The sequence below is a fragment of the Streptomyces sp. NPDC016640 genome (assembly GCF_043076215.1).
GTDB lineage: Bacteria > Actinomycetota > Actinomycetes > Streptomycetales > Streptomycetaceae > Streptomyces.
Genome location: NZ_JBIBRG010000010.1, coordinates 201221 through 225323 on the forward strand (window position 1 = coordinate 201221; position 24103 = coordinate 225323).

Genomic DNA, 24103 nt, shown 5'->3' on the forward strand with positions numbered 1-24103 from the left:
CGCCGCCGGCCCCGAAGCGGGAGCCGGCGGCGGCGCGTTGCGCATGGCCGTGGGTGCCGTACGCGCGGGGCCCGCGCGGGGTACCTACGCCGCCGCCGGTGCGCCGCGGTCGTGGTCCGGCCGGTCCTCCCGCGTCCGGGCGGCGAACTGGGTGCGGTGCAGTTCGGCGTAGCGGCCGCCGGCGGCCAGCAGTTCGTCGTGCGTGCCGCGTTCCACGATCCGGCCGGCCTCGACGACCAGGATGAGGTCCGCGGCGCGGACGGTGGACAGCCGGTGGGCGATCACGACCGCCGTCCTGCCCTCCAGCGCCTCGGTGAGCGCCTCCTGGACGGCGGCCTCGGAGGTGTTGTCCAGGTGGGCGGTGGCCTCGTCGAGGATGACGACGCGCTGGCGGGCGAGCAGCAGCCGGGCGATGGTCATGCGCTGGCGTTCGCCGCCGGACAGCCGGTATCCGCGTTCGCCGACCACCGTGTCCAGACCGTCGGGCAGGGAGCGCACCAGGGTGTCGAGGCGGGCCCGGCGCAGGGCGTCCCACAGCTCGGGCTCGCCCGCGTCCGGCCGGGCGAGCAGCAGGTTGGCGCGGACGGTGTCGTGGAAGAGGTGGCCGTCCTGGGTGACCATGCCGAGGGTGGCGCGCAGTGCGGCGGCGGACAGGTCGCGGACGTCGACACCGCCCACGCGGACGGCGCCGGCGTCGACGTCGTACAGCCGCGGCAGCAGTGCCGCGACGGTCGACTTGCCCGCGCCGGAGGAGCCGACCAGGGCGACGGTCTGCCCGGGTTCGGCGCGGAAGGAGATGCCGTGCAGGACCTCGTCGCCGCCGCGCGTGTCCAGGGCGGCGACCTCCTCCAGGGAGGCCAGGGAGACCTTGTCGGCGGACGGGTAGCCGAAGCGGACGTCGTCGAACTCGACGGCGACCGGGCCCTCGGGGACCTCGCGCGCGTCCGGCTTCTCCCGGATGAGCGGCTCGAGGTCCAGCACCTCGAAGACCCGCTCGAAGCTGACCAGCGCGCTCATCACCTCCACCCGCGCCCCGGCCAGTGAGGTCAGCGGCGCGTACAGCCGGGTCAGCAGCAGCGCCAGTGCCACCACGGCGCCCGGCTCCAGGGCGCCGCGCAGGGCGAACCAGCCGCCGAGGCCGTAGACCAGGGCCAGCGCGAGGGCGGAGACGAGGGTCAGCGCGGTGATGAACACCGTCTGCGCCGTGGCCGTCCGCACGCCGATGTCCCGCACCCGGCGGGCGCGCGCCGCGAACTCCTCCGACTCCTCCTCCGGGCGCCCGAACAGTTTCACCAGGGTGGCGCCGGGCGCGGAGAACCGCTCCGTCATCCGGGTGCCCATGGCCGCGTTCAGGGTGGCGGCCTCGCGCTGCATACCGGCCATGCGGCGGCCCATGCGCCGGGCCGGGATCACGAACACCGGCAGCAGCACCAGCGCGAGCAGGGTGATCCGCCAGGACAGGGTGAGCATCACGGCGAGGGCGAGCACGAGGGTGACCAGGTTGCCGACCACGGTCGACAGGGTGTTGCTGAAGGCGCGCTGGGCGCCGATGACGTCGTTGTTGAGACGGGAGACGAGCGCTCCCGTACGTGTGCGCGTGAAGAACGCGACCGGCATTCGCTGCACATGGTCGAACACCGCCGTCCGCAGGTCGAGGATGAGTTCCTCGCCGAGTGCCGCCGACAGCCTCCGTCCGAGTACGCCGAGCACCGCCTCCACGACCGCGATCAGCGCGATGAGCAGGGCCAGGCGTACGACGGTGGCCTCCTCGCCGCCGGACACGACGGTGTCCACGACGCGCCCGGCGAGTACGGGGGTGGCGACGGCGAGTGCCGCGGTCGCCGTGCCCAGCAGCACGAACAGGGTCAGGCGGCGGCGGTGGGGGCGGGCGAAGGCGCCGATGCGGCGCAGCGTCGCCCGGGTGACGGGGCGGTGCTCGTCCTCGGCGGCCATGACGCCGCGCAGCTGTGTCCACGCTGTGGTTTCCATGCTCATGAACACGACGGTAGGACCTCGAGCATGATTGAGGTCAAGGATGTCTCCGTCCCGCCGTCCGGGACGCCTCCCGGCCGTAAGCAGCCGTCCGGGCCGCCGCAACCCGCCGCTGGCACGCGGCGGACAGGCTCGGTGGGCGTGACGGGGACGATCCGCCGGATCCTGTGTGTGCTGCCGCCGCCGCTGGTGACCGTGGTCGCCGTGCGGCACCGGCCGGTGCCGGCCGGGGGCTTCGCCCAGCCGGCGTCCGCCCGCCGGCCCTGGCTGCTCGCGGCGGCCGGTGCGACGTGTCCGACCTGGGTGGCGGCCGCGTTCACCCGGCAGGGAGCGGTGCCCGAGCGGCTGCCGGCCACGCAGTTCGCGGCGGGCGCGGCGAACCGTCTGCTGCCGACGGGGCTGGGCGCGAGCGCGGTCAATCCGCGGTTCATGACGGTGTGCGGGCTGCCGCCGGCCCGTTCCCCGGCCGCCCCGGCGCTGTACCTGCCGGCGGAGTCCGCCGGCCGGGTGGGGCTGCTGGGCGCCCTGAGCGCGGGGGCGGGGGCGGGGCGTGCCCCCGGGGGACCTCGGCCCGGATCGCCTCCGCGACGCGGCGGCACGGCCGGTTCAGGGACCCGCGCGGCCCGGGCCGGGACGAACCGCCCTTCGGTGTACGGCAGGATGAGCGATCGCGCGGCCGTGGGTCGGGACGGTCCGGCCGCGCGGTACATCCCGTAGCGAACGAACAGGTGACGACACGTGACACGACTTCACATACGGCCGTCGGCCGGGGTGTTCCCCGGAGGTGAGCGGTGACCCGCGCGCTCACCATGGACGATCTGGTGCCGGCCGGCATCGCCCTCGCCGCGGGCCTGCTGGCGGCGTTCCTGCTGCGGATGCTGCTGCGCTGGCTGGGCCGGCACGCGGACCGCACCCGCTGGCGCGGGGACGACGTCGCCGTGGACGCGCTGCGCATGATCGCGCCGTGGGCCGCGGTCGCGGCGGGCGCGGCCACCGCGGCGGCGGCGCTGCCGCTGACCCGGACGGTGCAGCACAACGTCAACCAGGCGCTGACCCTGATGGTCATCTTCGCCGCGACCGTCTCGGCGGCCCGGGTGGTGGCGGGGCTGGTCCGCTCGGTCACCCAGGCCCGCTCCGGCGTCGCCGGGTCGACCACGATCTTCATGAACATCACCCGGATCCTGGTCCTGTCGATCGGTTTCCTGGTGGGGCTCCAGACGCTGGGCATCTCCATCGCCCCGCTGCTCACCGCCCTGGGCGTCGGCGGTCTGGCGGTGGCGCTGGCACTGCAGGACACGCTCGCCAACCTGTTCGCGGGCATCCACATCCTCGCCTCCAGGACCGTGCAGCCGGGTGACTACATCCGGCTGAGCAGCGGCGAGGAGGGCTACGTCGAGGACATCAACTGGCGCCAGACGACCGTCCGTGATCTGTCCAACAACCTGGTGGTCATCCCGAACGGCCAGCTCGCCAAGACGAACACGACCAACTTCATGCGGCCCGAGCAGCAGCTGACCATCCTGGTGCAGGCCGGCGTGTCCTACGACAGCGACCTGGAGCAGGTGGAACGGGTCACGACGGAGGTCGTCGCCGAGGTGATGCACGAGATCACCGGCGCCGTGCCGGAGCACGAGCCCGCGGTGCGCTTCCACACCTTCGGCGACTCCCGCATCGGCTTCACCGTCATCCTGGGCGTCGGCGAGTTCAGCGACCAGTACCGGATCAAGCACGAGTTCATCAAGCGCCTGCACCGCCGCTACCGCGACGAGGGCATCCGCATCCCGTCGCCGGCGCGGACGGTGGCGCTCCAGCAGGGCGCGGTGGTCTTCCCCCGGCAGCGCGACGCCGACGGCGCGCCGGACGACATGACCACCGGCCGGCCGGTCTGAGCACGCCGTCCGGGGCGGGCTCCCGCCACGCCGGCGAGGCCGTGGCGGGAGCCCGGCCGGAACTCGGCGCGGACCCCTGTCGAGCCGGGGGCGATCACGAGATATCTTGATGTCGAGCAATGTTGCAGACGTGGAGCGGAGCACCCGGTGACTGACTCGACCATCATCTATACGCACACTGACGAGGCCCCCGCCCTGGCGACGTATTCCTTCCTGCCGGTGGTCCGGGCGTACGCCTCGCAGGCCGGTGTCGCCGTGGAGACGCGTGACATCTCGCTGGCCGGGCGCATCATCGCCGTGTTCCCGGAGTACCTGACCGAGGACCAGCGGATCCCGGACGCCCTCGCCGAGCTGGGCGAGCTGGCGAAGACGCCCGCGGCCAACATCATCAAGCTGCCGAACATCTCGGCGTCGATCCCGCAGCTCAAGGCCGCGGTCGCCGAGCTCCAGGGCCAGGGCTACGCGCTGCCGGACTACCCGGACGACCCGAGGACCGACGAGGAGCGCGAGATCCGCGCCCGCTACGACAAGGTCAAGGGTTCGGCCGTGAACCCGGTGCTGCGCGAGGGCAACTCCGACCGCCGCGCTCCCGCCTCGGTGAAGAACTACGCCAGGAACCACCCGCACCGCATGGGCGCCTGGACCGCCGAGTCCAAGACCAACGTGGCCACCATGGGCGTGGACGACTTCCGCTCCACCGAGAAGTCCGTGGTGATCGCCGAGGACGGCGCGCTGCGCATCGAGCTGGTCGGCGACGACGGCACGACCACCGTGCTGCGCGAGTCGGTCCCGGTCCTCGAGGGCGAGGTCGTCGACGCCTCCGTGATGCGCGTCGCCGCGCTGCGCGAGTTCCTGACCGCGCAGATCGCCCGGGCCAAGCAGGAGGGCGTGCTGTTCTCCGTGCACCTGAAGGCCACGATGATGAAGGTCTCCGACCCGATCGTCTTCGGCCACGTGGTGCGCGCCTTCTTCCCGAAGACGTTCGCGAAGTACGGCGACAAGCTCGCCGCGGCCGGCCTCACCCCGAACGACGGCCTGGGCGGCATCTACAAGGGCCTGGAGTCCCTGCCGGAGGGCGCCGAGATCAAGGCCTCCTTCGACGCCGAGCTCGCCGAGGGCCCGGAGCTGGCCATGGTCGACTCCGACAAGGGCATCACCAACCTGCACGTCCCCTCGGACGTCATCGTCGACGCCTCCATGCCGGCCATGATCCGCACCTCCGGTCACATGTGGGGCCCGGACGGGCAGGAGGCCGACACCCTCGCGGTGCTCCCGGACTCCAGCTACGCCGGCGTCTACCAGGCCGTGATCGACGACTGCCGCGCCCACGGCGCCTACGACCCGTCGACCATGGGCTCGGTCCCGAACGTCGGTCTGATGGCGCAGAAGGCCGAGGAGTACGGCAGCCACGACAAGACCTTCGAGATCCCCGCCACGGGTACGGTCCGCCTGGTCGACGCGAGCGGCAACGCCGTCATCGAGCAGGCCGTGTCCGCCGGTGACATCTTCCGCGCCTGCCAGACCAAGGACGCCCCGATCCGCGACTGGGTGAAGCTGGCCGTCACCCGGGCCCGCGCCACCGGCGACCCGGCGGTGTTCTGGCTGGACGCCACCCGCGCCCACGACGCCCACCTGATCGCCAAGGTCGAGCGGTACCTGGCGGAGCACGACACCGAGGGCCTGGACATCCGCGTCCTGTCCCCCGTCGAGGCGACCAGGCTGTCGGTGGAGCGCATCCGCCGCGGCGAGAACACCATCTCCGTCACCGGCAACGTGCTGCGCGACTACCTGACCGACCTGTTCCCGATCCTGGAGCTGGGCACCAGCGCCAAGATGCTCTCGGTCGTCCCGCTGATGGCGGGCGGCGGCCTGTTCGAGACGGGTGCGGGCGGCTCGGCGCCCAAGCACGTGCAGCAGCTGGTCAAGGAGAACTACCTGCGCTGGGACTCGCTCGGTGAGTTCTTCGCGCTGGTGCCCTCGCTGGAGCACTACGCCGCGGCCACGGGCAACACCCGGGCCAAGGTCCTCGCCGACACCCTCGACCGCGCCACGGCGACCTTCCTCGACGAGGACAAGTCCCCGACCCGTCGCGTCGGCGGCATCGACAACCGCGGCAGCCACTTCTACCTGTCCCTGTACTGGGCGCAGGAGCTGGCCGGGCAGACCGACGACGCGGACCTGGCGAAGGCCTTCGCCCCGCTCGCCGAGACGCTCACCGCGAACGAGCAGAAGATCGTCGACGAGCTGAACGCCGTCCAGGGCAAGCCGGCCGGGATCGGCGGCTACTACCAGCCCGACCCGGCCAAGGCCGCCGAGGTCATGCGTCCGTCCGCCACCTGGAACGAGGCGCTGGCGTCCCTGAGCTGACCCGGCGATCCCGCTCCGCCCCGGCCGGGCGCTCGCCCGGCCGGGGCGGAGCCGTGTCCGCCGCGGGGCGGCTCACCGGGCGCGCGGCGGACACGGCCGCTCGACGCCGGCGTCCGCGGAACCGTGGGCGCCGGCGATGGACGAGGGCTCTTCGGCCGTCTCCTCGCGGGCCACCGTCCCGATGTCGCCGCCGGCCTCCTCGCACACGGTCCGCGGGGCTGTCCCCGGTCCTCCGGCCGACGGCGTCGGCGGCGGGGTGTGGCACGGGAAGGACGGGGACCGGGGCCCGTCCGGGCCGCGGGTCCGCCGTCCGCTCCCCCGCCCGGCGGGGATCAGGCGCGCAGCCACTCCGTCTCGACCACGGACCCGCCGGTGCGCAGGCGCAGGGCGAACGGTCCGCGGGGCGGTGTGCCGGCGGTGAAACGGCCCATGTCGTCGGCCGTGAGCGAGACGGCCGCCTGCGGCCCGCCGAGCATCTCGATGCGGGCCGGCCGGGGCGGCAGCACCTGGCCCATGATCCCCTGCTCGGTCACCTCGACGTCCAGGGTCACCTCTCCGGCGGTGAAGGTGAGCATGCGCGGCGCGTCCGTCACCCCCCTGACCGGGATGGCGTCGACCAGCGAGTCGAAGGTCAGCTCGGCCACGCGGGCGTCGAGGTCGTGCAGCGCGAAGGCGTCGACGGCGCTCTGCAGCAGTGCCGGGGGCAGCGGGTCCAGGACGGTGGCCGCCTGCCGGAGTTCCTCCTCCAGCAGCCCGTCGCCGAGGTCCTCGTCGAATGCGGTGCCGTCGTTCATGTCGCCCGCTCCGCTCATGTCGTTCACGTGGTCCCCCGTGCCTCGAGCCGGGCCCGCAGCCGGCGCAGACAGCGCTGGCGCAGCGGCCCGATGCTGCCCACCGCGATGCCGAGCGCGGCGGACACCTCCTGGTAGCTGGGCGGTGGCGAGGCGATCAGCACGCGCAGCAACTGCCTGCACCGCTCGCCCAGTTCCTCGAACTCCTGCCACAGCCGCCGCACGCGTTCGCTCTGCGCGGCCGCCTCCTCCGCCTCCAGCAGCGACTGCTCCGGCGTACCGTCCTCGCTGACCCGGTCCAGCAGCTGCGGATCGTCCGTCAGCATCAGCCGGCGCGCGTCCCTGTGCACCTTCAGGCACTCGTGGCGCGCGGTGCTGGCCAGCCAGGAGCCCGCCTTGTCCGGTTCCCGGATCCGCCCCAGGTTCTGGGCGAAACGGAACCACACCGTCTGGTAGACCTCGTGCGCGTCGGCGTCGGAGAGCCGGTGTGCGCGCACCACGGACCACACCAGTGGGCCCAGTCCTTCCACGATCGCCTTCCAGGCCGCCGTGTCGCCGTCGACAGCGGACTGGACCAACGCGCCGACTTCAGTACGCTCCACGGTTCCACCCCTTGTGTACGGCACGTCATCGTACGCCGTGGAAGGGACGACCCCGCTTCTCATGCGCGGGCGGAGGGGAGCGAGACCCCCATGGGGCGCCATGTGGGCGGAACGAGTGCCGGAACGTGTGCCCCGCGCACTTCGGCGAGTTCGGTGGCGGCGTCCATGAGCTGCCGGCGGGCCTCGCGCGGGTCGGTCTGCGCCCGCGCGGTCATGTGGGCGGCGATCATGCCGACGGCGACGGGGGCGGCGAACGAGGTCCCGCTCCACTGGGCGAGCCCTTCGAACATCACCTGGTCCGGTTTGGCGGATCCGCCCTCCTCGCTCAGTACGCCGGTGTGGCGCGGGTGGTGGCAGGTACAGGCGTAGGTGAAGCCGTAGCGGCAGGCGTCGTAGGTGGAGTGCTGGTACACGTACGGCACGGGGGTGTCGAAGCCGGTGAGGGCGCCGATGAGGCGCTCACCGGGGGCGTACGCCTTCACCCAGTCGCCGTGGTTGCTGAAGCAGGCGCCGGACTCGCCGTCCCCGCGCAGCGCGCCGACCGACAGCACGGCGTTCTCGTAGCCGGGCAGAGCGGCGTAGGCGGCGGGCCAGAAGGGGGTGGCGCTGCCGTTGTTGCCGGCGGCGGCGACCAGCAGGGTGGGCTGCTCGCGCAGCTCCTCCATGAATGCCTGGACGCCGAGGAGGCCGTCGGTACGGCCGTTGGAGGTACCGGCGGACAGGCTGATGATGTCGGGCCAGCCGCCTCGGTCGACGGCCTCGAAGAGCTTCTCGCCGAACTCGGACTCCAGGACGGCGCCGGCGTCGTTGAGCGTGTTGCGGACGGTGATGTCGGTGTTGGGGGCGACCGCGGCGACGAGTCCGGCGATGAACGTGCCGTGGCCGCAGTACTGCTTCAGCACGCCGTCGTCGCCGCACTCCTCGATCTGGGCGTCGCCGCAGGTGTGGGCGAGCGGCGGGTAGGAGCGGTGGTCGCGCATCAGGCCGGTGTCGACGACGAGGACGCCCACGGCGCTGTCCGGGTCGTGGGCGGCCCCGGCCGCGGCCGGGTTGGGCTGCGCGCCGGGCGGTACGGGCACAGGCTCGTCGCCGGGGCAGGCGTTGACCGCGATCGACACCACGTGGTTGCGGCTGACCAGCCGGCGTCCGGCGCGTTCCTCGGTCGCCGAGAGCGCGCGCAGCGCGCCCGCGACCGCCGGGTCGCCGCTGCCGTCGCCCTCTCCCGGGTCGGCGACCTGGATGCGGGTGATGCCGGAGCGGTTGGTCCCCGGGCCCGCCCGGCGCACCCGGTCCGGGCTGAGCCCGTCGGACGTGGTGAAGTGCCGGCGCACGGTGTCCTCGACGACGCGGGCCTCCTCTCCGTCGCGGGCGAGGACCACCCCCTTCTCGTAGAGGAACTCGCCCGCCTCGTCCGGCCCCACCGCCAGGGGGGTGCCGGGCATCGAGCGCTGGATCTGTGCGAACTGCTCACGGAATCGCTGTGGTGCCATGGCCTGTCCTCCACTGGGCCGACGGCGGCCGGGGCCGCGGAGCTGTCGACAGTCAGAGCTCCGGAGCGGTCGTTTGATACAACGTCACACCTGTGGGGCGTCGTTGTGGACCACTACCATCATGGGGTGACAGCGGGAAGCGACACGGTGCTGGAACTGCTGCCGATGGTGTTCGCCGACCCGGGTGAGGCCCTGGCGAGGGCGGAAGAGGTGCTGGGTGACCGTCCCCCGGCCCTGCACGCCTCCGTCGCCCACCAGGTGATCGGCATCTGGCAGCGGGACTTCGGCGACATGCGGCTGGCCCTGAGCCATCTGCGGCGGGCCCGGGCCTGGGCGGCGCGCGCGGACTCGGCCGAGCGGGAGGCGGACGTCCTCGCCACGCTCGGGGTCGCGCTGGTGCACGCGGGGCGCACCCGGCAGGGCATGGACGCGCTGCGGCGGGGTGTCGAGCGCGGCACCGGCCACACCCGCGCCCGGGTGCTGTTCCGCCGGGCGTACGCGTGGTGGGTGCTGGGCCATCACAAGGAGGCCCTGGAGGACGTACGGCGGGCGGTTCCCGTACTGCGGCAGGCCGAGGACGTGATCTGGACGGCGCGTGCGCTCACCCTGCGGGCCACGGTGCATCTGGCGCTGGGCGCGGTGGAGCGGGCGGACGCCGACTTCACGGCGGCCGAGGCGCTGTGGGAGACCACCGGCCAGGAACACGACAAGGCGGACGCCGTGGAGAGCCGGGGACTGGCCGCGTTCCGCTCGGGCGACGTCCCGGCGGCGCTGAGACTGCTCGACGAGGCGGAGGAGCGGTACGCCAAACTCGGCACCCCGACGTTCATGCTGAACATCCGGCGCTGCGAGGTGCTGATGGCCGCGGGGCTGCCCGGGGAGGCGCTGACCGAGGCGGACGCGGCGATCCGGGCGCTGGACGGGATCGGCGGGCAGTCCACCCGCAAGGCCGAACTGCTGCTGGCCGCCGCGCGGGCGGCCCGGCTGGCGGACGATCCGCAGACGGCGATCGCGCGCGCGGCGCTCGCCGTGCGGCTGTTCGCGGGACAACGGCGCGCCTGGTGGGAGACGCACGCGCGGCTGGTGCTGATCGAGGCCCGGCACGCGGCCGGACACGGTTCGGGCCGGCTGGTCGCGGACGCGGCGGCGGTGGCGGAGAAGCTGGTCGCGCTCGGGGCCCCGGCCGCGCCCGAGGCGTCCCTGCTCGCGGGCCGGATCGCGCTGGGTCTCGGCTGGACGGCGGACGCGGAGCGGCATCTGGCGGTCGCCGCGCGCAGCAGGCGCAGCGGCCCGCCGCTCGCGCGGATGACGGGCTGGGCCGCACAGGCACTGCGCGCGCGGGCGGCCGGTTCCCCGCGCGGGGTGCTGGAGGCCTGCCGGCGTGGTCTCGACGTGCTCGACGACCACCGGATGACGCTGGGCGCCTCGGAGCTGCGGGCCCGGGCCACCGCGCAGGGCGCGGAGCTGGCCGCCCTCGCCCAGCGGGTCAGTCTGGTCTCGGGCGGGCCGCGGCGGCTGCTGGTGTGGAGCGAACGCTGGCGGGCCACCGCCCTGTCCGCCCCACCCACCCGGCCACCCGCCGACCCCGCGCTGCTCAGCGGCATGACCGCGTACCGGGAGATCGCCGCCCGCGCGGAGGAGGCCCGCCAGGAGGGCAAGCCGGTGCCCGCGCTGGAGCGGGAACAGCGGCGCCTGGAACGGGAGATCCGCTCCCGGACGCTGCACATGCGCGGCGAGGCTCCCGACGGCGGGGACCGCTTCGACGTCGGCCGGCTGCTCCGGCGGCTGGGCGGCAGTGACGACGGGCAGCTGGTGGAGCTCGCCGTGCTCGACGGGCGGGTGCAGGTGCTGCTGTGCGGGCAGGGGCGGGTACGGCGGTTCGAGGCGGGACTGCTGGCGGCGGCGGAGACCGAGGCCGAGCATGTGCAGGCGGGGCTGCGGCGGCTGGCCCATCCGGGGGCCGAGTCGCGGTTGCCGGTGGTGGAGGCAGCGGGCCGCCGGCTGGAGGAGCTGCTGCTGGGCGAGGCCGCGGCGCATCTCGGCGACGGTCCGGTGGTGATCGTGCCGCCCGGACGGCTGCACCGGGTGCCGTGGGCGCTGCTGCCCTCGCTGCGGGAGCGGGTGCTGAGCGTGTCGCCGTCGGCGAGCAGCTGGCTGCGCGCGCGGGAGACCGCGCCGCCGCCCGGGGGCCGCCAGGTACTGGTGCGCGGCCCGGGTCTGGCGACGGGCGGTGCGGAGGTACCGGAGCTGGCCGACCGCTACGGCGGGGCGACGGTCCTGGAGCACGAGGACGCGGTGGTGCCGCGCGTGCTCCGGGAGCTGGACGGGGCGGCGCTGGCGCACATCGCCGCGCACGGCGCGTTCCGCGCGGACGGCCCGATGTTCTCCTCCTTGCGGATGGCCGACGGGCCGCTCATCGTGCACGACTTCGAGCGGCTGGACCGCAGTCCGTACCGGATCATCCTGTCCTGCTGCGACACCGCCCGGTTCGCCACCGTCGGCGCGGACGAACTCCTCGGTCTGGTCACGGCGTTGCTGCCGCTGGGCACGGTCGGCGTGGTGGCGGCCAGCGCACCCGTGAACGACGCCGCGGTGGTTCCGCTGATGCTCGCGCTCCACAAGGGGATCGACGCGGGCCTCTCCCTGGCCGAGGCCCTGCGCGACGCCCGGGCCACCCTGCCGGCGGACGCCCTGCACCACGCCACGGGCTGGGCGTTCACCGCCTTCGGCGCGGCCTGAACCGCCTGCCGGCCACCGGCGCCCGGGCCGACCGCCACCCCGCCCGGACCACGCCTGCGGAGCCGGTCCCGAGCGGTACGCCGACGGCGGACGTCCCCACGCCCACCGAGCCGGGTGACACGACGCCGGGTGACACGACCGGGCCGGACGGTGCGACGGAAACGGATCCGGCGACGAGCGGCGGCCACCTCGTGAGCCGAACGGCACCGGTGGAACGGCTCAGGGCGCTGCCCCACCGAAGTGGGGCAGCGCCCTGAGCCGGGCCGGCGGCCCGCTGTCCGTCGGGACGACAGGATTTGAACCTGCGACCCCTTGACCCCCAGTCAAGTGCGCTACCAAGCTGCGCCACGTCCCGATGCGCCTCGCGCGGTGAACCGCGTGATCACGCAGGTCAACCCTACCTCATGCGCGCGGGGCGCCGAAGCGGCCGGAGGCCCGGCCGGTCGCGGGGCAGTCGCCGGCGCCGAGGAAGCGGACCTCGGCGCCGAGGGAGGGCGGCGGCCTGCTCGGCCTCCTCCCGGCGCATCGCCTTGGTCTCCTCCAGCTCCCTGCCCTCCCGCCAGGCCTGGGCGGACTCGCCGCGTTCGCCGAAGGTGAGGCACGCGACGGTGACCTTATTGCCGGCCCCGGGTGGACGACGCGGGGTACCCGCGGAGCGGAGTCCGCGGAGCAGGATTGTCCTGTCAAACGGTTGACATGACGCCGGTCGGCGAAGAAGGTGGGCGGGCAGGGCACGGACCGGGCCGGAGAGAGGCTTTCATGGTGGACACGCTGGGCGTCGCCGTCGTCGGATTCGGCTGGATGGGGCGGGTGCACACCCAGGCGTACGCGCGCGTGGCGCACCACTACCCGCAGCTGGCCGTCCGTCCGGAGCTGGTGACGGTCGCCGAGGAGGTGCCGGGCCGGGCCGAGGAGGCCGCCGCGCAGTTCGGGTTCGCCTCGACGACCCGCGACTGGCGCGAGGTCGCCGCCGACCCGCGGGTGCGGGCGGTCAGCATCACCGCCCCGAACTTCCTGCACCGCGAGATCGGTGTCGCGATGGCCGAGGCCGGCAAGCACATCTGGATCGAGAAGCCGGTGGGCCTCGGTCCGGACGACGCCCGCGCCGTCGCGGACGCGGTCGCCGGGGCCGGCGTCCAGGGAACGGTCGGCTTCAACTACCGCAACGCCCCCGCGGTGGAGGCCGCACGCGAGCTGATCGTCTCCGGTGGGATCGGCACGGTCACCCATGTCCGCGTCCGGCTGTTCAGCGACTACGCCGCCCATCCCGAAGGCGCCCTGACCTGGCGCTACGAGCGGAAGCGCGGCGGCAGCGGAGTCCTCGGCGACCTCGCCTCGCACGGCGCCGACCTGGCCCGCTTCCTGCTCGGCGACATCGCCTCGCTGACCGCCGACACGGCGGTCTTCCTGCCCGAGCGGGCCCGTCCGGCCGGCGCCACGGCCGGCCACTCCCGCGCGGCCGGCGGCGAACTCGGCCCGGTGGAGAACGAGGACTACGTCAGCTGTCTGCTGCGCTTCGCGTCCGGCGCGCGCGGGGTGCTGGAGGCCTGCCGGGTGTCGGTGGGCGAGCAGAACAACTACGGCTTCGAGGTGCACGGCACCAGGGGCGCGGTCTTCTGGGACTTCCGCCGGATGAACGAGCTGGGGATCAGCCGCGGCACCTCCTACCAGGACCAGCCCGTCAGCACCGTCTACGTGGGCCCGGGCCACGGCGAGTTCGGCGCCTTCCAGCCGGGTGCGGCCAACGCCATGGGCTACGACGACCTGAAGGTGATCGAGGCGTACCGCTTCCTGCGCTCCGTCGCCGAGGGCGTCCCGTACGGCGCCACCCTCGCCGACGCCGTGCACAGCGCCGAGGTGCTGGACGCGATGGCGCGCTCGGCCGAGAGCGGCACGTGGGTCACCCCGTAGCGGTCGCGGGCATGTTGTAGGGGGTCACCACCTGGATCGCGGAGGGCAGGGTGGGGCCCGCGGGCGGCAGGGCGCCGTGGGCGCGCATCACGAGGTGGCAGGCCTCGCGCAGGTCGTGGCGCAGGTCGTGGTGGAGCACGGCGGACAGCCGGTGCTCGCGCAGCAGCCGGGTGTTGTCGTGGTCGAGGTCGTGGGCGACGAACACGGCGCAGTCGCGCCGGGCGTCCTCGAAGGCGCGCAGGGTGGCGATGTTGCCGCCGCCGATCGAGTAGACCGCGCGGATGTCCGGGTCGCGCTCCAGGGCGTCGCGGACCAGGTCGTACTGGGTGGCGTCCAGACCCTGCCCCTCGGCGATCTCGACCAGGGCGCGCTCCGGGTGGCGGGCGCGCATGGCGCCGCGGAAGCCCATCTCGCGCTCCTCCTCGTTGCGGAAGAAGCCGCTGGAGAGGCTGGTGAGCACATTGCCGGGCCGGTCGCCCAGCCACTGCCCCACGAGGTAGGCGGCGGTCGCGCCCGCGGCACGGTTGTCGCTGCCGACGTAACCGGTCCGGGCGCTCGCGGGCAGGTCCGTCACCAGCGTCACCACCGGGATGCCGGCCGCCGCGAGCCGTCCGACGGCGGCGGTGACCGCGGGCACGTCGGGCGCCTTGAGGATCACCCCCTGCGAGCCGCGCCGGGCGATCCGGTCGAGCACGGCGACCAGTTCCCCGGCCGGGCCCGTCTCGCGGAAGTGGTAGCGGGAGCGGACCACCGCCGGGTGCAGGGCGGGGAGTTCGGCCTCCAGCGCGGCGCGGACGGCGGTGGAGAACCGTTCCGGCGACTGCATCACGATGTCCACCATGAACGTCCGGCCGACGAGGCGGACCTGGGTGCGCTGCCGGTCCAGGTCCGCCATCGCCCGGTGCACCTCCCGGGCGGTGCTCTCCCGCACGCCGCCCCGGCCGTTGAGGACCCGGTCCACCGTGGCCTCGCTCAACCCGGCCTGACGTGCGATTTCCCGGATCGGGAAGGGGTGGCCCACGCGGCGGCTCCTGAGGGGTTTTTGATGGCTTCCTGCTGGTTGTTCGACGGGTTTGTACTGACAAGAATGGCAGAGCCGCGTCGCTCCGTGACCCGAAGGGACGGCCTCATGTCCGCATCCACCTCCCAGCAGCTCCCCACGCCGGCCGCCTGGCTGACCGAGCGGGACTGCGACCTGGACGCCTTCCGCGCGCTGGTCGAGCAGTCGACCGAGGCGGGCGCCTACCCGCACGCCTCCGCCGTCGAACGGAACGTACTGCTCTACGACGCCGACCGGCTCGCCCTCGCCGACCGCCGGGAGGTCCAGGCCGAACTGGTGCGCGCCCTTGCCGACGGCCCCGGCGTCGTGGTCGTCCGCGGCGCCTTCCCCGATGCGGCGGTGGTTGACCGGACCACCGCCGTGTTCGACGCCCTGATCGCCGAGCAGCGCGCCTCGGGCGCCGCCGCGGGTGACCACTTCGCCGAGCCGGGCGCCAACGACCGGGTCTGGAACGCCCTGGAGAAGGCGGCCCTGTACGACCCCCAGGCGTTCGCCGACTACTACGCCAACGATGTGATCGCCCTGGTCTCCTCGGCCTGGCTGGGCCCCGGTTACCAGGTCACCTCCCAGGTCAACGTGGTCAATCCGGGCGGCGCCGCCCAGACCGTGCACCGCGACTACCACCTCGGTTTCCTCTCCGCCGAGGCCGCCGCCGCCTACCCGGCGCACGTGCACCGCCTCTCCCCCGTGCTGACCCTCCAGGGCGCGGTGGCGCACTGCGACATGCCCGTCGAGTCCGGACCCACGCTGTACCTGCCGCACTCGCAGAAGTACGGGCCCGGCTACCTCGCCTGGCGGCTCCCCGGGTTCCGGGCGTACTTCGAGGAGCACCACGTGCAACTGCCCCTGGCCAAGGGCGACGCGCTGTTCTTCAACCCGGCGCTGTTCCACGCCGCCGGCGCCAACCACTCGGCGGACATCCGGCGCATGGCCAACCTGCTCCAGGTGTCCTCCGCGTTCGGGCGGGCGATGGAGAGCGTCGACCGCGAGGCGGTGGCCGGCGCCGTCTACCCGGTGCTCCTGGGGCGCAAGGCCGAGGGAGCCGGCGAGCAGTGGCTGGAGAACGTGATCGCGGCGAGCGCCGAGGGCTACCCCTTCCCCACCAACCTCGACAGCGACCCGCCGGTCGACGGTCTGGCCCCGCCCTCGGGGGCCGACGTGGTGCGCCGGGCGCTGCGCGAGGGGTGGACCCCGCGCACGCTGCGCGAGGCACTGCGGGCCGGCACCAAGCGGCGCGAGAGCTGAAAGGGACCCGGGACACCTCATGGGACTCCTCGACGACAAGGTCGTCCTCGTCAACGGCGGCAGCCAGGGCGTCGGTGCCGCCATCGCGCGGGCCGCGGTCCGCGAGGGGGCGGTCGTGGCCGTCACCGGGCGGCGGCCGGAACCCGGTGAGGCGCTGGTGGCCGAACTGACCGCCGCGGGCGGCGAGGCGACGTTCGTCCGGGCCGACCTGGCCGACGCCGGGCAGGCGAAGTCCTCCGTCGCGCGGGTGGCCCGGGCGTACGGCCGGGTCGACTGCCTGGTGAACTCCGCCGGCCTGACCTCGCGCGGGACGCTCCTGGACACCACGCCCGAACTGTTCGACCAGCACATCGCGATCAACCTCAAGGCGCCGTTCTTCGCCATGCAGGCCGCCGTCGCGGACATGGTGCGGCGCGCGGAGCCCGGCACGATCGTCAACATCATCACCTCGTCGGCGCACGGCGGGCAGCCGTTCCTGGCGCCGTACGTCGCCGCGAAGGCCGGGCTCGTCGGCCTGACCCGCAACGCGGCGCACGCCCACCGGTGGGACCGGATCCGTGTCAACGGCGTGAACATCGGCTGGACCGCCACCGAGGGCGAGGACGCCACCCAGCGCACCTTCCACGGCGCCGGCGACGACTGGCGCGAGCAGGCGTCCGCCCGGCTGCCGATGGGCCGGCTCGGCCGGCCGGACGAGATAGCCGACTTCGTGGTGCTGCTGCTGTCCGACCGCTCGGGCGTGGTGACCGGCTCCGTGATCGACTGGGACCAGAACGTCCTCGGCGGTCTCGACTGACCTCCCCCACTGCCCGCTCGTACCACCCCCGCAAGCAAGGAGCACCGTCCCCCATGCGCATCGGAATCCTCGGCCTCGGCCGTATCGGCGCCTTCCACGCCGAGACCCTGTCCGGGCTCGACGCCGTCGAGTCACTCGTCGTCTCCGACCCGTTCGCGGACGCCGCGAAGGCCGCCGCCGAGCGGTTCGGCGCCGAGGTGGCCGACTCCCCCGAGGCGGTGCTCGCGGCCGGGGTGGACGGCGTGGTGGTCGCCGCCGCGACCGACGCCCACCCGGGGCTGGTCCTCGCCTGCGTCGAGGCCGGCGTCCCCGTCTTCTGCGAGAAGCCCGTCGCCCGCACGATGGCCGAGGGCGTGGAGGTGCTCAAGGCCGTCGGGGGCCGTGACGTACCGGTCCAGATCGGCTACAACCGGCGCTTCGACGCGGGCTTCGCCGCCGCGCGGGAGGCGGTGCGCGGCGGCGAGCTGGGCACGCTGCACACCGTCCGCTCGACCACGCTGGACCCGGCGCCCCCGCCGGCCGCGTACATCGCCGCGTCCGGGGGCATCTTCCGCGACTGCTCGGTGCACGACTTCGACGTCATCCGCTGGGTGACCGGCCGCGAGGTGACCGAGGTGTACGCGGTCGGCGGCAACCGGGGCGCCGGGTACATCAGGGAGGCGGGCGACGCCGACACCACCGGCGCGGTCCTCACCCTCGACGACGGCACCATCGCGGTGGTCTCCAACAGCCGCCACAACGCCCGGGGGTACGACGTCCGCATGGAGATCCACGGCTTCACGGACTCCATCGCGGTGGGCCTGGAGGACAAGCTGCCGCTGCGGTCGGTGGAGCCGGGCGCCACCTTCCCCGGCGGCACCCCGCACGACTTCTTCATGGACCGCTTCGCGGCCGCCTACCGCGCCGAACTGACCGCGTTCACCGAGGTGGTGGCGGGCTCCCGTCCCTCGCCGTGCACGATCGCGGACGCCCTGGAGGCGGGCTGGATCGCGGAGGCATGCACCCTGTCGCTGCACGAGCACCGCCCCGTCGCCCTCGAGGAGGTGCGGCGGTCATGAGCGGCACCGGCCCGCGGCCCCTGCGCATCGGCATCCTGGGAGCCGCGCGGATCACCGAGCGCTCCCTGATCGCCCCGGCCCGGGCGGGCGGCCACCGCCTCGTCGCGGTGGCCGCCCGCGAACGCTCCCGTGCCGAGGCCTTCGCCGCGGCCCACGGCGTGGAACGCACCCTCGGCTCCTACCGGGAGCTGCTGGACGACCCCGAGGTGGACGTCGTCTACAACCCGCTCGCCAACGGTCTGCACGGACCGTGGAACCTGGCGGCGCTGACGGCCGGCAAGCACGTCCTGACGGAGAAGCCGTCGGCGAGCAACGCGCGGGAGGCCGAGGAGGTGCGGGAGGCCGCCGCGACGTCCGGCAGCGTCTTCATGGAGGCCTTCCACTACCTCTTCCACCCGGTCACCCGGCGGCTGCACGAACTGCTGGCCTCCGGTGAGCTCGGTGAACTGCGCCACGTGGAGGCGCTGGTGGCGATCCCCGCCCCGGAGGACACCGACCCGCGCTGGTCGCTGCCGCTGGCCGGCGGCGCCCTGATGGACCTCGGCTGCTACGGCCTGCACGCGCTGCGCATGCTCGCCCCCTGGGCCGGCGGCGCACCGCGGCCGGGCTCCGCACGGGCCGGGGAGCGGGCGGGCGCGCCGGGCGTGGACGAGTGGCTGGACGCCGAGCTGGAGTTCCCGGGCGGCGCCACCGGCACCGCCCGCTGCCACATGGCGTACGACCGCCTGGAGATGAGCATCCGGGTGATCGGCAGCCGGGGCGAGGCGACGGCCCCGAACTTCGTGCTTCCGCAGCTGGACGACCGGGTCGTCGTCCGCACTCCGGAGGGCGAGCGCACGGAACACCTCGGCACACGGTCGTCGTACACCTACCAGCTGGAGGCGTTCGCCGCCCGGGTGCGCGAGGGGAGCGCTCTCGCGCTGGACGCGGACGACGCGGTGACGACGATGCGGCTGATCGACGCGTGCTACGAGGCGGCGGGGCTGGCTCCGCGTCCGCGGCTCGCGCTCGGCGGCTGAGGCGGTTCGGGGACACGGGGAGGCGGCCGCCCACCGGGGGGGGTGGCCGCCTTCCCGTGGTGTCACCGGTACAGCGGTGGTTTCTCCGCCGGTGGGACCTCCACCCGGCCGCCCTCCTCCAGTGCCCGGATCCCCGCCTCGCAGACGGCCGCCGCGGCGTAGCCGTCCCAGGTGCCGGGACCGGTGACCTCGCCGCGGCGGGTGGCGTCGACCCAGGCCTGGACCTCGTCGTCGTAGGCCTGGGCGAAGCGTTCGGTCCAGTCCTGGGTGATGGTGCCGCCCCAGCGGCCGTCCACGCTGGTGACCAGGGAGTGGCCGTCGCCGATGCGGGCGGTGCCGCGTTCGCAGACCACCTCGGCCTGCACCTGGTAGCCGAAACCGCAGTTGACGAAGATCTCGACGTCGGAGATCGCGCCGCCGTCGGTCTCCAGGACGACGAACTGGGGATCGCGCAGTCCCTCGGGGGCGCCGGCCGACGGGGTGGGGCGCAGCACCGTCACGGCGGTGATCTCGTGGCCGAGCAGCCAGCGGGTGGCGTCCACCTCGTGCGCCACGGAGTCGCTGATGAGCATCGCACTGGTGAAGAAGGACGGGCTGGCCACGTTGCGGTGCCGGTTGTGCAGCATCAGCGGGCGGCCCAGCCGGCCCGTCTCCAGCAGGGCCTTGAGCCGCACGTACTCGCTGTCGTAGCGGCGCATGAAGCCCACCTGGACGCGGCGGTGGCCGAGCGCCTGTTCGGCCTCGAGGACGCGCAGCGCGGAGGCCGCGTCGGGGGTGAGCGGCTTCTCGCACAGGACGGGCAGATCGCGGGCGAACGCGGCGAGCAGGGCGGCCTCGTGGGCCGGCCCCGGAGAGGCGATGAGTACGGCGTCGACATCCGCCGACGCCATCGCGGCGGCCGGGTCGGTGTGGGCGGTGCAGCCGTCGACGCCCGCGGCCACGGACTCGGCCCGCCCGGCGTCGACGTCGACCACGGCGGTGACCCGCGCGCCGCTGACGACCCGGTCGATGCGGCGTACGTGGTCCGCGCCCATGCGGCCGGCGCCGATGACGGCGACGCGCAGGGGCTCGCGCCGGTTCATCCCTCCCCTCCCCCGATCCGTCAGGCGCCGCAGGACCGCAGGAACCTGCGGGTGCGTACCGCGATCGGCAGCGGCTTGTCCGGCTCGCAGGGGTACATGTCCTGCTCGACGATCGCGAACAGGTCCACGCCCAGCTTCTGGGCGGCCGTGAGGACCGGGCCCAGCTCGGGGACGCCGGCGGGCGGTTCGCACATCACGCCGCGCTGGACGGCCGGTCCGAACGGGATCCCGTTCCCGACGACGTCCGCGAGGATCTCCGGGTCGACCTGCTTGAGGTGCAGATAGCCGATGCGCTCGCCGTAGGTCTCGATCAGCTTGACGCTGTCGCCGCCGCAGTAGGCGTAATGGCCGGTGTCCAGGCAGAGGTTGACCACATCGGAGTCGGTCGAGTCGAGGAAGCGCTCGACGTGTTCCTCGGTGTCGATGTGGGTGTCGGCGTGCGGGTGGACGACGATGTCCAGGCCGTACGTGTCCCGCACCTCGCGGCCGAGGCGCTCCATGCCCCGGGTGAGGTGGCCCCACTGCTCGGTGGTCAGCTCCGGGGGCTCCAGGATCTCGGCGGTCTTGTCGTCGCGCCAGAAGGACGGGATGACGACCAGGTGCTCGGCGCCCATGTCCCGGGTGAGGGCGGCGACCCGGCCGACCTGTTCCCGGGTGACGTCCCAGGCGGAGGGGCCGCGGTGCAGGCCGCAGAAGATCGTGCCGGCCGATACCTTGAGGTTCCGCCTGCTCACCTCCTCGGTGAGGCGGGCCGGGTCGGTCGGGAGGTAGCCGTAGGGGCCGAGTTCGATCCAGGAGTAGCCGGCCTCGGCGACCTCGTCGAGGAAGCGCTGCCAGGGCACCTGCCGCGGGTCGTCGGGGAACCAGACGCCCCAGGAGTCGGGGGCGGAGCCGACCCGGATGCGGTCGAGCGCGGGGGTCATGTCAGGACTTCCCTTCCGGCGTTGCGGCCACGGGTGCCCGGAGGTCGCCCTCCTCGGGCAGCTCCTCGGTGTCGACCCCGCGGACCTGGGCCAACTCGTGTTTCAGAGCGGCCAGTTCGGTGCCGCCGGCCATGTGGTTGGTCAGCTCCTCGAGACTGACCTCGCTGCGGCCGGCGCTCAGTTCCATGGTGCCCAGGCGCAGCACGCTGAAGTGGTCGCCGACCATGTAGGCGTGGTGGGGGTTGTGGGTGATGAAGATGACGCCCAGACCGCGGTCGCGGGCCATGGCGATGTACTTCAGGACCACGCCGGACTGCTTGACGCCGAGGGCGGCGGTCGGCTCGTCGAGGATCAGCACCCGCGCGCCGAAGTAGACGGCGCGCGCGATGGCGACGCACTGGCGCTGGCCGCCGGAGAGCGTGCCGATGGGCTGCTCCAGGTCGTCCAGGACGATGCCCATGTTGCGCAGTTCCTCGTCGGCGGTCTTCTTCATCCGCTCGATGTCGAGGCGGCGCACGGGCCAGGGACCCCTGGTCATCTCGGAGCCGAGGAAGAAGTTCCGCCACACCGGCATCAGCGGGACGACGGCGAGGTCCTGGTAGACGGTGGCGATGCCGTGGTCGAGGGCCTCGCGCGGGGTCGAGAAGCGCACCGGCCGGCCGTCGACGAGGAACTCGCCCTCGGTGTGCTGGTGCAGCCCCGAGACGATCTTGATCAGGGTCGACTTGCCGGCGCCGTTGTCGCCGAGCACGCAGGTCACCTTGCCGGGACGGACCGTGAGGTCGACCCCGTGCAGGGCGCGGATGTTGCCGTAGGACTTGCCGGCGTCGCGGAGTTCGACCAGGGGACGGTCGCCGTCGGACGAGTTGTCCTGGCGGACGTCGCCGTGGGTGCCGGTCGTCTTGTCGGTCATTGCGGTCACCTCCGGGTCGCCGTGCGCTGGACCCACAGATTGATGAGGACGGCGCCGAGCAGCATCACGCCGAGGAAGGCCTTGAACCAGTCCGGGTTCCAGCCGGCGTAGACGATGCCCTGCTGCACCATGCCGAACATGAAGGCGCCGAAGACCGGGCCGATCGCGCTGCCGGCACCGCCGGTGAGCAGACAGCCGCCGATCACCGCCGCGGCGATATAGATGAGCTCCTGGCCCACGCCCTCGCCGGACTGCACGGTGTTGAAGGAGAACAGCTGGTGCATGCCGACGAACCAGGCGCCGAAACCGACCAGCATGAACAGGGAGATCTTGGTGAAGGTCACCGGGACCCCGACCGCGCGGGCGGAGTCCTTGTTGCCGCCGACCGCGAAGATCCAGTTGCCGTACTTGGTGCGCAGCAGGACCCAGGTGGCCAGGGCCGCGAAGACCAGCCACCACACCACGGTGATCTTCACGTTGACACCGCCGACCTCGAAGGACGAGGCGAAGAGCGACCGGGCCTGGTCGAAACCGTCCATGTCGCTGATGTCGTCGGTGGCGACGTTGCCGGTGACCAGCTTGGTCACCGCGAGGTTCACACCCTGCAGGATCAGGAAGGTGCCGAGGGTGACCAGGAAGCTCGGCAGCCCGGTCTTGACCAGCAGCCAGCCGTTGAACACACCGACGGCGAGGGACACCACCAGGGCGACGACCACGCCCACCCACACGTTCAGCGTGAGCTGGTAGCTGAGCATGCTCGCGGTCAGCGCCGAGGCCACCACGGCGACACCGGACGAGAGGTCGAACTCGCCGCCGATCATCAGCAGGGCCACGGGCAGCGCCATGATCCCGATGGTCGACGACTGGTACAGGATGTTCGCCATCGAGCTGCCGTCCCGTACCGGCGGGGCGGTGATCAGGAAGAACACCAGCACGGCCACGGCCCCGAGGAACACGCCGACCTCGGGACGGGCGAGCAGGCGCAGCGCGGGCGGGCGCCGTACGGTCCGGCCGTCGGTCGGCCTCGGGCCGGGGGCCGGCGGCGTGTTCACCGCCGGCCCGGCCTCTTGGGTCATACCCATCACCGAGTGCCCTTCCCGGCGAACTCGGAGACCGCGTCGACGTTGGCCTCGTCGACGAACGCCGGGCCGGTCAGGACCGGCTCCTCGCCGCCGCCGCTGTAGTTGCCGTTGTTCTTGTAGAGCCACAGGCCGTCGACGGCCAGGTAGCCCTGGAGGTAGGGCTGCTGGTCCACCGCGAACTCGATGTCGCCGTCCTGGATGGCTCCGGTCAGCTGCTTGTTGAGGTCGAAGGTGGCGACCTTCGCCTTGCTGCCGGCGTCGCCCACCGACTGCACCGCGGTCGGCGCGAAGGGCGCGCCGAGGGTGACGACGTAGTCGATGGAGGAGTCCTGCTTGAGCTTGGCGGTGATCGTCGACTTCACGGACGGCATGTCGGTGCCGTTGACGTTGAGGATCTGGGTCTCGCCCTCGAAGGTCTCCTTCACGCCGTCGCAGCGCTGGGTCAGGCCGACGTTGCCCTGCTCGTGCACCACGCAGACGGCGTTCTTGGCGCCGACCTCGTTCAGCTTCTTGCCGAAGGCCTCGCCGGCCACCGACTCGTCCTGGCCGAAGAACTCCAGCAGGCCGAGGTCCTTCCAGTCGCTCAGACCGGAGTTGAGGCCGACGACGGGGATGCCTGCCGCGTCCGCCTTGGCGATGACGTCCTTGAGCGCGTCCGGCTTGGCGAGGGTGACCGCTATGCCGTCGACCTTCTGGTCTATCGCGTTCTGCACCAGGTTGGCCTGGTTGCCCGCGTTGGGGTCGGCGGAGTAGACGAGCTTGACGTTGTCCTTGGCCGCCGCGGTCTCGGCACCCTTGCGGACGATGTCCCAGAAGGTGTCACCGGGCGCCTGGTGGGTGACGAGGGCGATCGTCATGCGGGGCGTGCTCGCCTTGCCGGCCGACGCCTCGGCTCCGCCCTCCTCCGACTTCTTGCCGCCGGAGCCGCTGGAGCAGCCGGCGAGGGTCAGGGCGGCTGCCGCAGCGGCCGCGACGAACGGCGCGACTCTGCGGGAGCGGTGGTGAGAAGAGCGGTCCATCTGTCCTGCACCTCACTGTGCTACGCGGGGAAAGGGCGGGAATCCGAGGTCCGGTGCCCGGAGCCTCGGGAGTCCGGGTGGTGGTGTGCCATGGAACACGGCGGTTGCGCTGGGACGCGATCCAA

General features: G+C 73.3%; 18 protein-coding genes, 1 tRNA gene and 2 pseudogenes. 9 read left to right on the forward strand and 12 right to left on the reverse strand.

Annotation, left to right across the window (positions count from 1 at the left end; genetic code table 11):
- Window positions 1–84: 84 nt before the first annotated feature.
- Window positions 85–1989 carry an ABC transporter ATP-binding protein gene (locus tag ACF07S_RS21740; RefSeq protein ID WP_391963498.1) on the reverse strand — a complete coding sequence of 635 codons (1905 nt, stop codon included), beginning with the start codon at window positions 1987–1989 and terminating at the stop codon, window positions 85–87.
- Window positions 1990–2163: 174 nt separating this feature from the next.
- Here ACF07S_RS21740 and ACF07S_RS21745 point away from each other — a divergent pair.
- The 3 genes and pseudogenes from ACF07S_RS21745 to ACF07S_RS21755 all read left to right on the forward strand — a co-directional run.
- Window positions 2164–2520 (forward strand): annotated as a pseudogene (locus ACF07S_RS21745) (TIGR00374 family protein); the annotation flags it as partial.
- A gap of 263 nt (window positions 2521–2783) precedes the next feature.
- A complete protein-coding gene (locus tag ACF07S_RS21750; protein ID WP_391963421.1) occupies window positions 2784–3881 on the forward strand; it encodes a mechanosensitive ion channel family protein in 1098 nt (365 codons plus the stop codon).
- Window positions 3882–4028: 147 nt separating this feature from the next.
- A complete protein-coding gene (locus tag ACF07S_RS21755; protein WP_391963422.1) occupies window positions 4029–6248 on the forward strand; it encodes an NADP-dependent isocitrate dehydrogenase in 2220 nt (739 codons plus the stop codon).
- A gap of 332 nt (window positions 6249–6580) precedes the next feature.
- Here the strand turns inward: ACF07S_RS21755 and ACF07S_RS21760 are convergent, their stop codons facing one another.
- Genes ACF07S_RS21760 through ACF07S_RS21770 form a run of 3 tightly spaced genes read right to left on the reverse strand, consistent with a single transcriptional unit; the run spans window position 6581 to window position 9131 of the window.
- On the reverse strand, window positions 6581–7060 hold the full coding sequence (locus ACF07S_RS21760; protein ID WP_391974894.1) for a hypothetical protein: 480 nt from the start codon (window positions 7058–7060) through the stop codon (window positions 6581–6583).
- A gap of 5 nt (window positions 7061–7065) precedes the next feature.
- On the reverse strand, window positions 7066–7641 hold the full coding sequence (locus ACF07S_RS21765; RefSeq protein WP_391963423.1) for an RNA polymerase sigma factor: 576 nt from the start codon (window positions 7639–7641) through the stop codon (window positions 7066–7068).
- Window positions 7642–7700: 59 nt separating this feature from the next.
- Complete coding sequence (locus tag ACF07S_RS21770) at window positions 7701–9131, reverse strand: S8/S53 family peptidase (RefSeq protein WP_391963424.1); 1431 nt, start codon at window positions 9129–9131, stop codon at window positions 7701–7703.
- Between the two features lie 165 nt (window positions 9132–9296).
- On the opposite strand from ACF07S_RS21770, the gene ACF07S_RS21775 reads away from it, so the two are divergent.
- Entirely contained in the window at window positions 9297–11870 is a 2574-nt protein-coding gene (locus tag ACF07S_RS21775) for a CHAT domain-containing protein (RefSeq protein WP_391974895.1), read from the forward strand.
- 281 nt (window positions 11871–12151) lie between these two features.
- On the opposite strand, the gene ACF07S_RS21780 is transcribed toward ACF07S_RS21775, so the two are convergent.
- Both ACF07S_RS21780 and ACF07S_RS21785 read right to left on the reverse strand, forming a co-directional pair.
- Window positions 12152–12225: transfer RNA gene (locus tag ACF07S_RS21780), tRNA-Pro, on the reverse strand.
- Between the two features lie 92 nt (window positions 12226–12317).
- Window positions 12318–12492: pseudogene (locus ACF07S_RS21785) on the reverse strand (PIG-L family deacetylase); the annotation flags it as partial.
- A 137-nt stretch (window positions 12493–12629) separates the two neighbouring features.
- Here ACF07S_RS21785 and ACF07S_RS21790 point away from each other — a divergent pair.
- Window positions 12630–13781: a Gfo/Idh/MocA family protein gene (locus tag ACF07S_RS21790; protein WP_391963425.1), complete on the forward strand. Its 1152-nt coding sequence runs from the start codon at window positions 12630–12632 to the stop codon at window positions 13779–13781.
- On the opposite strand, the gene ACF07S_RS21795 is transcribed toward ACF07S_RS21790, so the two are convergent.
- Complete coding sequence (locus ACF07S_RS21795) at window positions 13771–14802, reverse strand: LacI family DNA-binding transcriptional regulator (RefSeq protein WP_391974855.1); 1032 nt, start codon at window positions 14800–14802, stop codon at window positions 13771–13773. The genes ACF07S_RS21790 and ACF07S_RS21795 overlap by 11 nt on opposite strands.
- A 108-nt stretch (window positions 14803–14910) precedes the next feature.
- Here ACF07S_RS21795 and ACF07S_RS21800 point away from each other — a divergent pair, with 108 nt between their 5' ends.
- From ACF07S_RS21800 to ACF07S_RS21815, 4 genes are read left to right on the forward strand one after another with little or no spacing between them, the layout of a single operon-like run.
- On the forward strand, window positions 14911–16086 hold the full coding sequence (locus ACF07S_RS21800; RefSeq protein ID WP_391963427.1) for a phytanoyl-CoA dioxygenase family protein: 1176 nt from the start codon (window positions 14911–14913) through the stop codon (window positions 16084–16086).
- Between the two features lie 19 nt (window positions 16087–16105).
- Window positions 16106–16882, forward strand: coding sequence for an SDR family oxidoreductase (locus ACF07S_RS21805; RefSeq protein WP_391963428.1), 777 nt, complete (start codon window positions 16106–16108; stop codon window positions 16880–16882).
- A 53-nt stretch (window positions 16883–16935) separates the two neighbouring features.
- Window positions 16936–17940 carry a Gfo/Idh/MocA family oxidoreductase gene (locus ACF07S_RS21810; RefSeq protein ID WP_391963429.1) on the forward strand — a complete coding sequence of 335 codons (1005 nt, stop codon included), beginning with the start codon at window positions 16936–16938 and terminating at the stop codon, window positions 17938–17940.
- Window positions 17937–18959 (forward strand): Gfo/Idh/MocA family protein, encoded by a 1023-nt coding sequence (locus ACF07S_RS21815; protein ID WP_391974856.1) that lies wholly within the window; start codon window positions 17937–17939, stop codon window positions 18957–18959. The genes ACF07S_RS21810 and ACF07S_RS21815 overlap by 4 nt, the downstream gene beginning before the upstream one ends.
- A gap of 62 nt (window positions 18960–19021) precedes the next feature.
- On the opposite strand, the gene ACF07S_RS21820 is transcribed toward ACF07S_RS21815, so the two are convergent.
- From ACF07S_RS21820 to ACF07S_RS21840, 5 genes are read right to left on the reverse strand one after another with little or no spacing between them, the layout of a single operon-like run.
- Window positions 19022–20041, reverse strand: a complete 1020-nt coding sequence (locus ACF07S_RS21820) for a Gfo/Idh/MocA family protein (protein ID WP_391963431.1) — start codon at window positions 20039–20041, stop codon at window positions 19022–19024.
- Between the two features lie 20 nt (window positions 20042–20061).
- Entirely contained in the window at window positions 20062–20964 is a 903-nt protein-coding gene (locus tag ACF07S_RS21825) for a sugar phosphate isomerase/epimerase family protein (RefSeq protein WP_391974857.1), read from the reverse strand.
- 1 nt (window position 20965) lies between these two features.
- On the reverse strand, window positions 20966–21877 hold the full coding sequence (locus ACF07S_RS21830) for an ATP-binding cassette domain-containing protein (RefSeq protein ID WP_391963433.1): 912 nt from the start codon (window positions 21875–21877) through the stop codon (window positions 20966–20968).
- Window positions 21878–21882: 5 nt separating this feature from the next.
- Window positions 21883–22959: an ABC transporter permease gene (locus ACF07S_RS21835; protein WP_391963434.1), complete on the reverse strand. Its 1077-nt coding sequence runs from the start codon at window positions 22957–22959 to the stop codon at window positions 21883–21885.
- Window positions 22959–23978, reverse strand: coding sequence for a sugar ABC transporter substrate-binding protein (locus ACF07S_RS21840; RefSeq protein ID WP_391963435.1), 1020 nt, complete (start codon window positions 23976–23978; stop codon window positions 22959–22961). The genes ACF07S_RS21835 and ACF07S_RS21840 overlap by 1 nt, the downstream gene beginning before the upstream one ends.
- Between the last annotated feature and the right edge of the window lie 125 nt (window positions 23979–24103).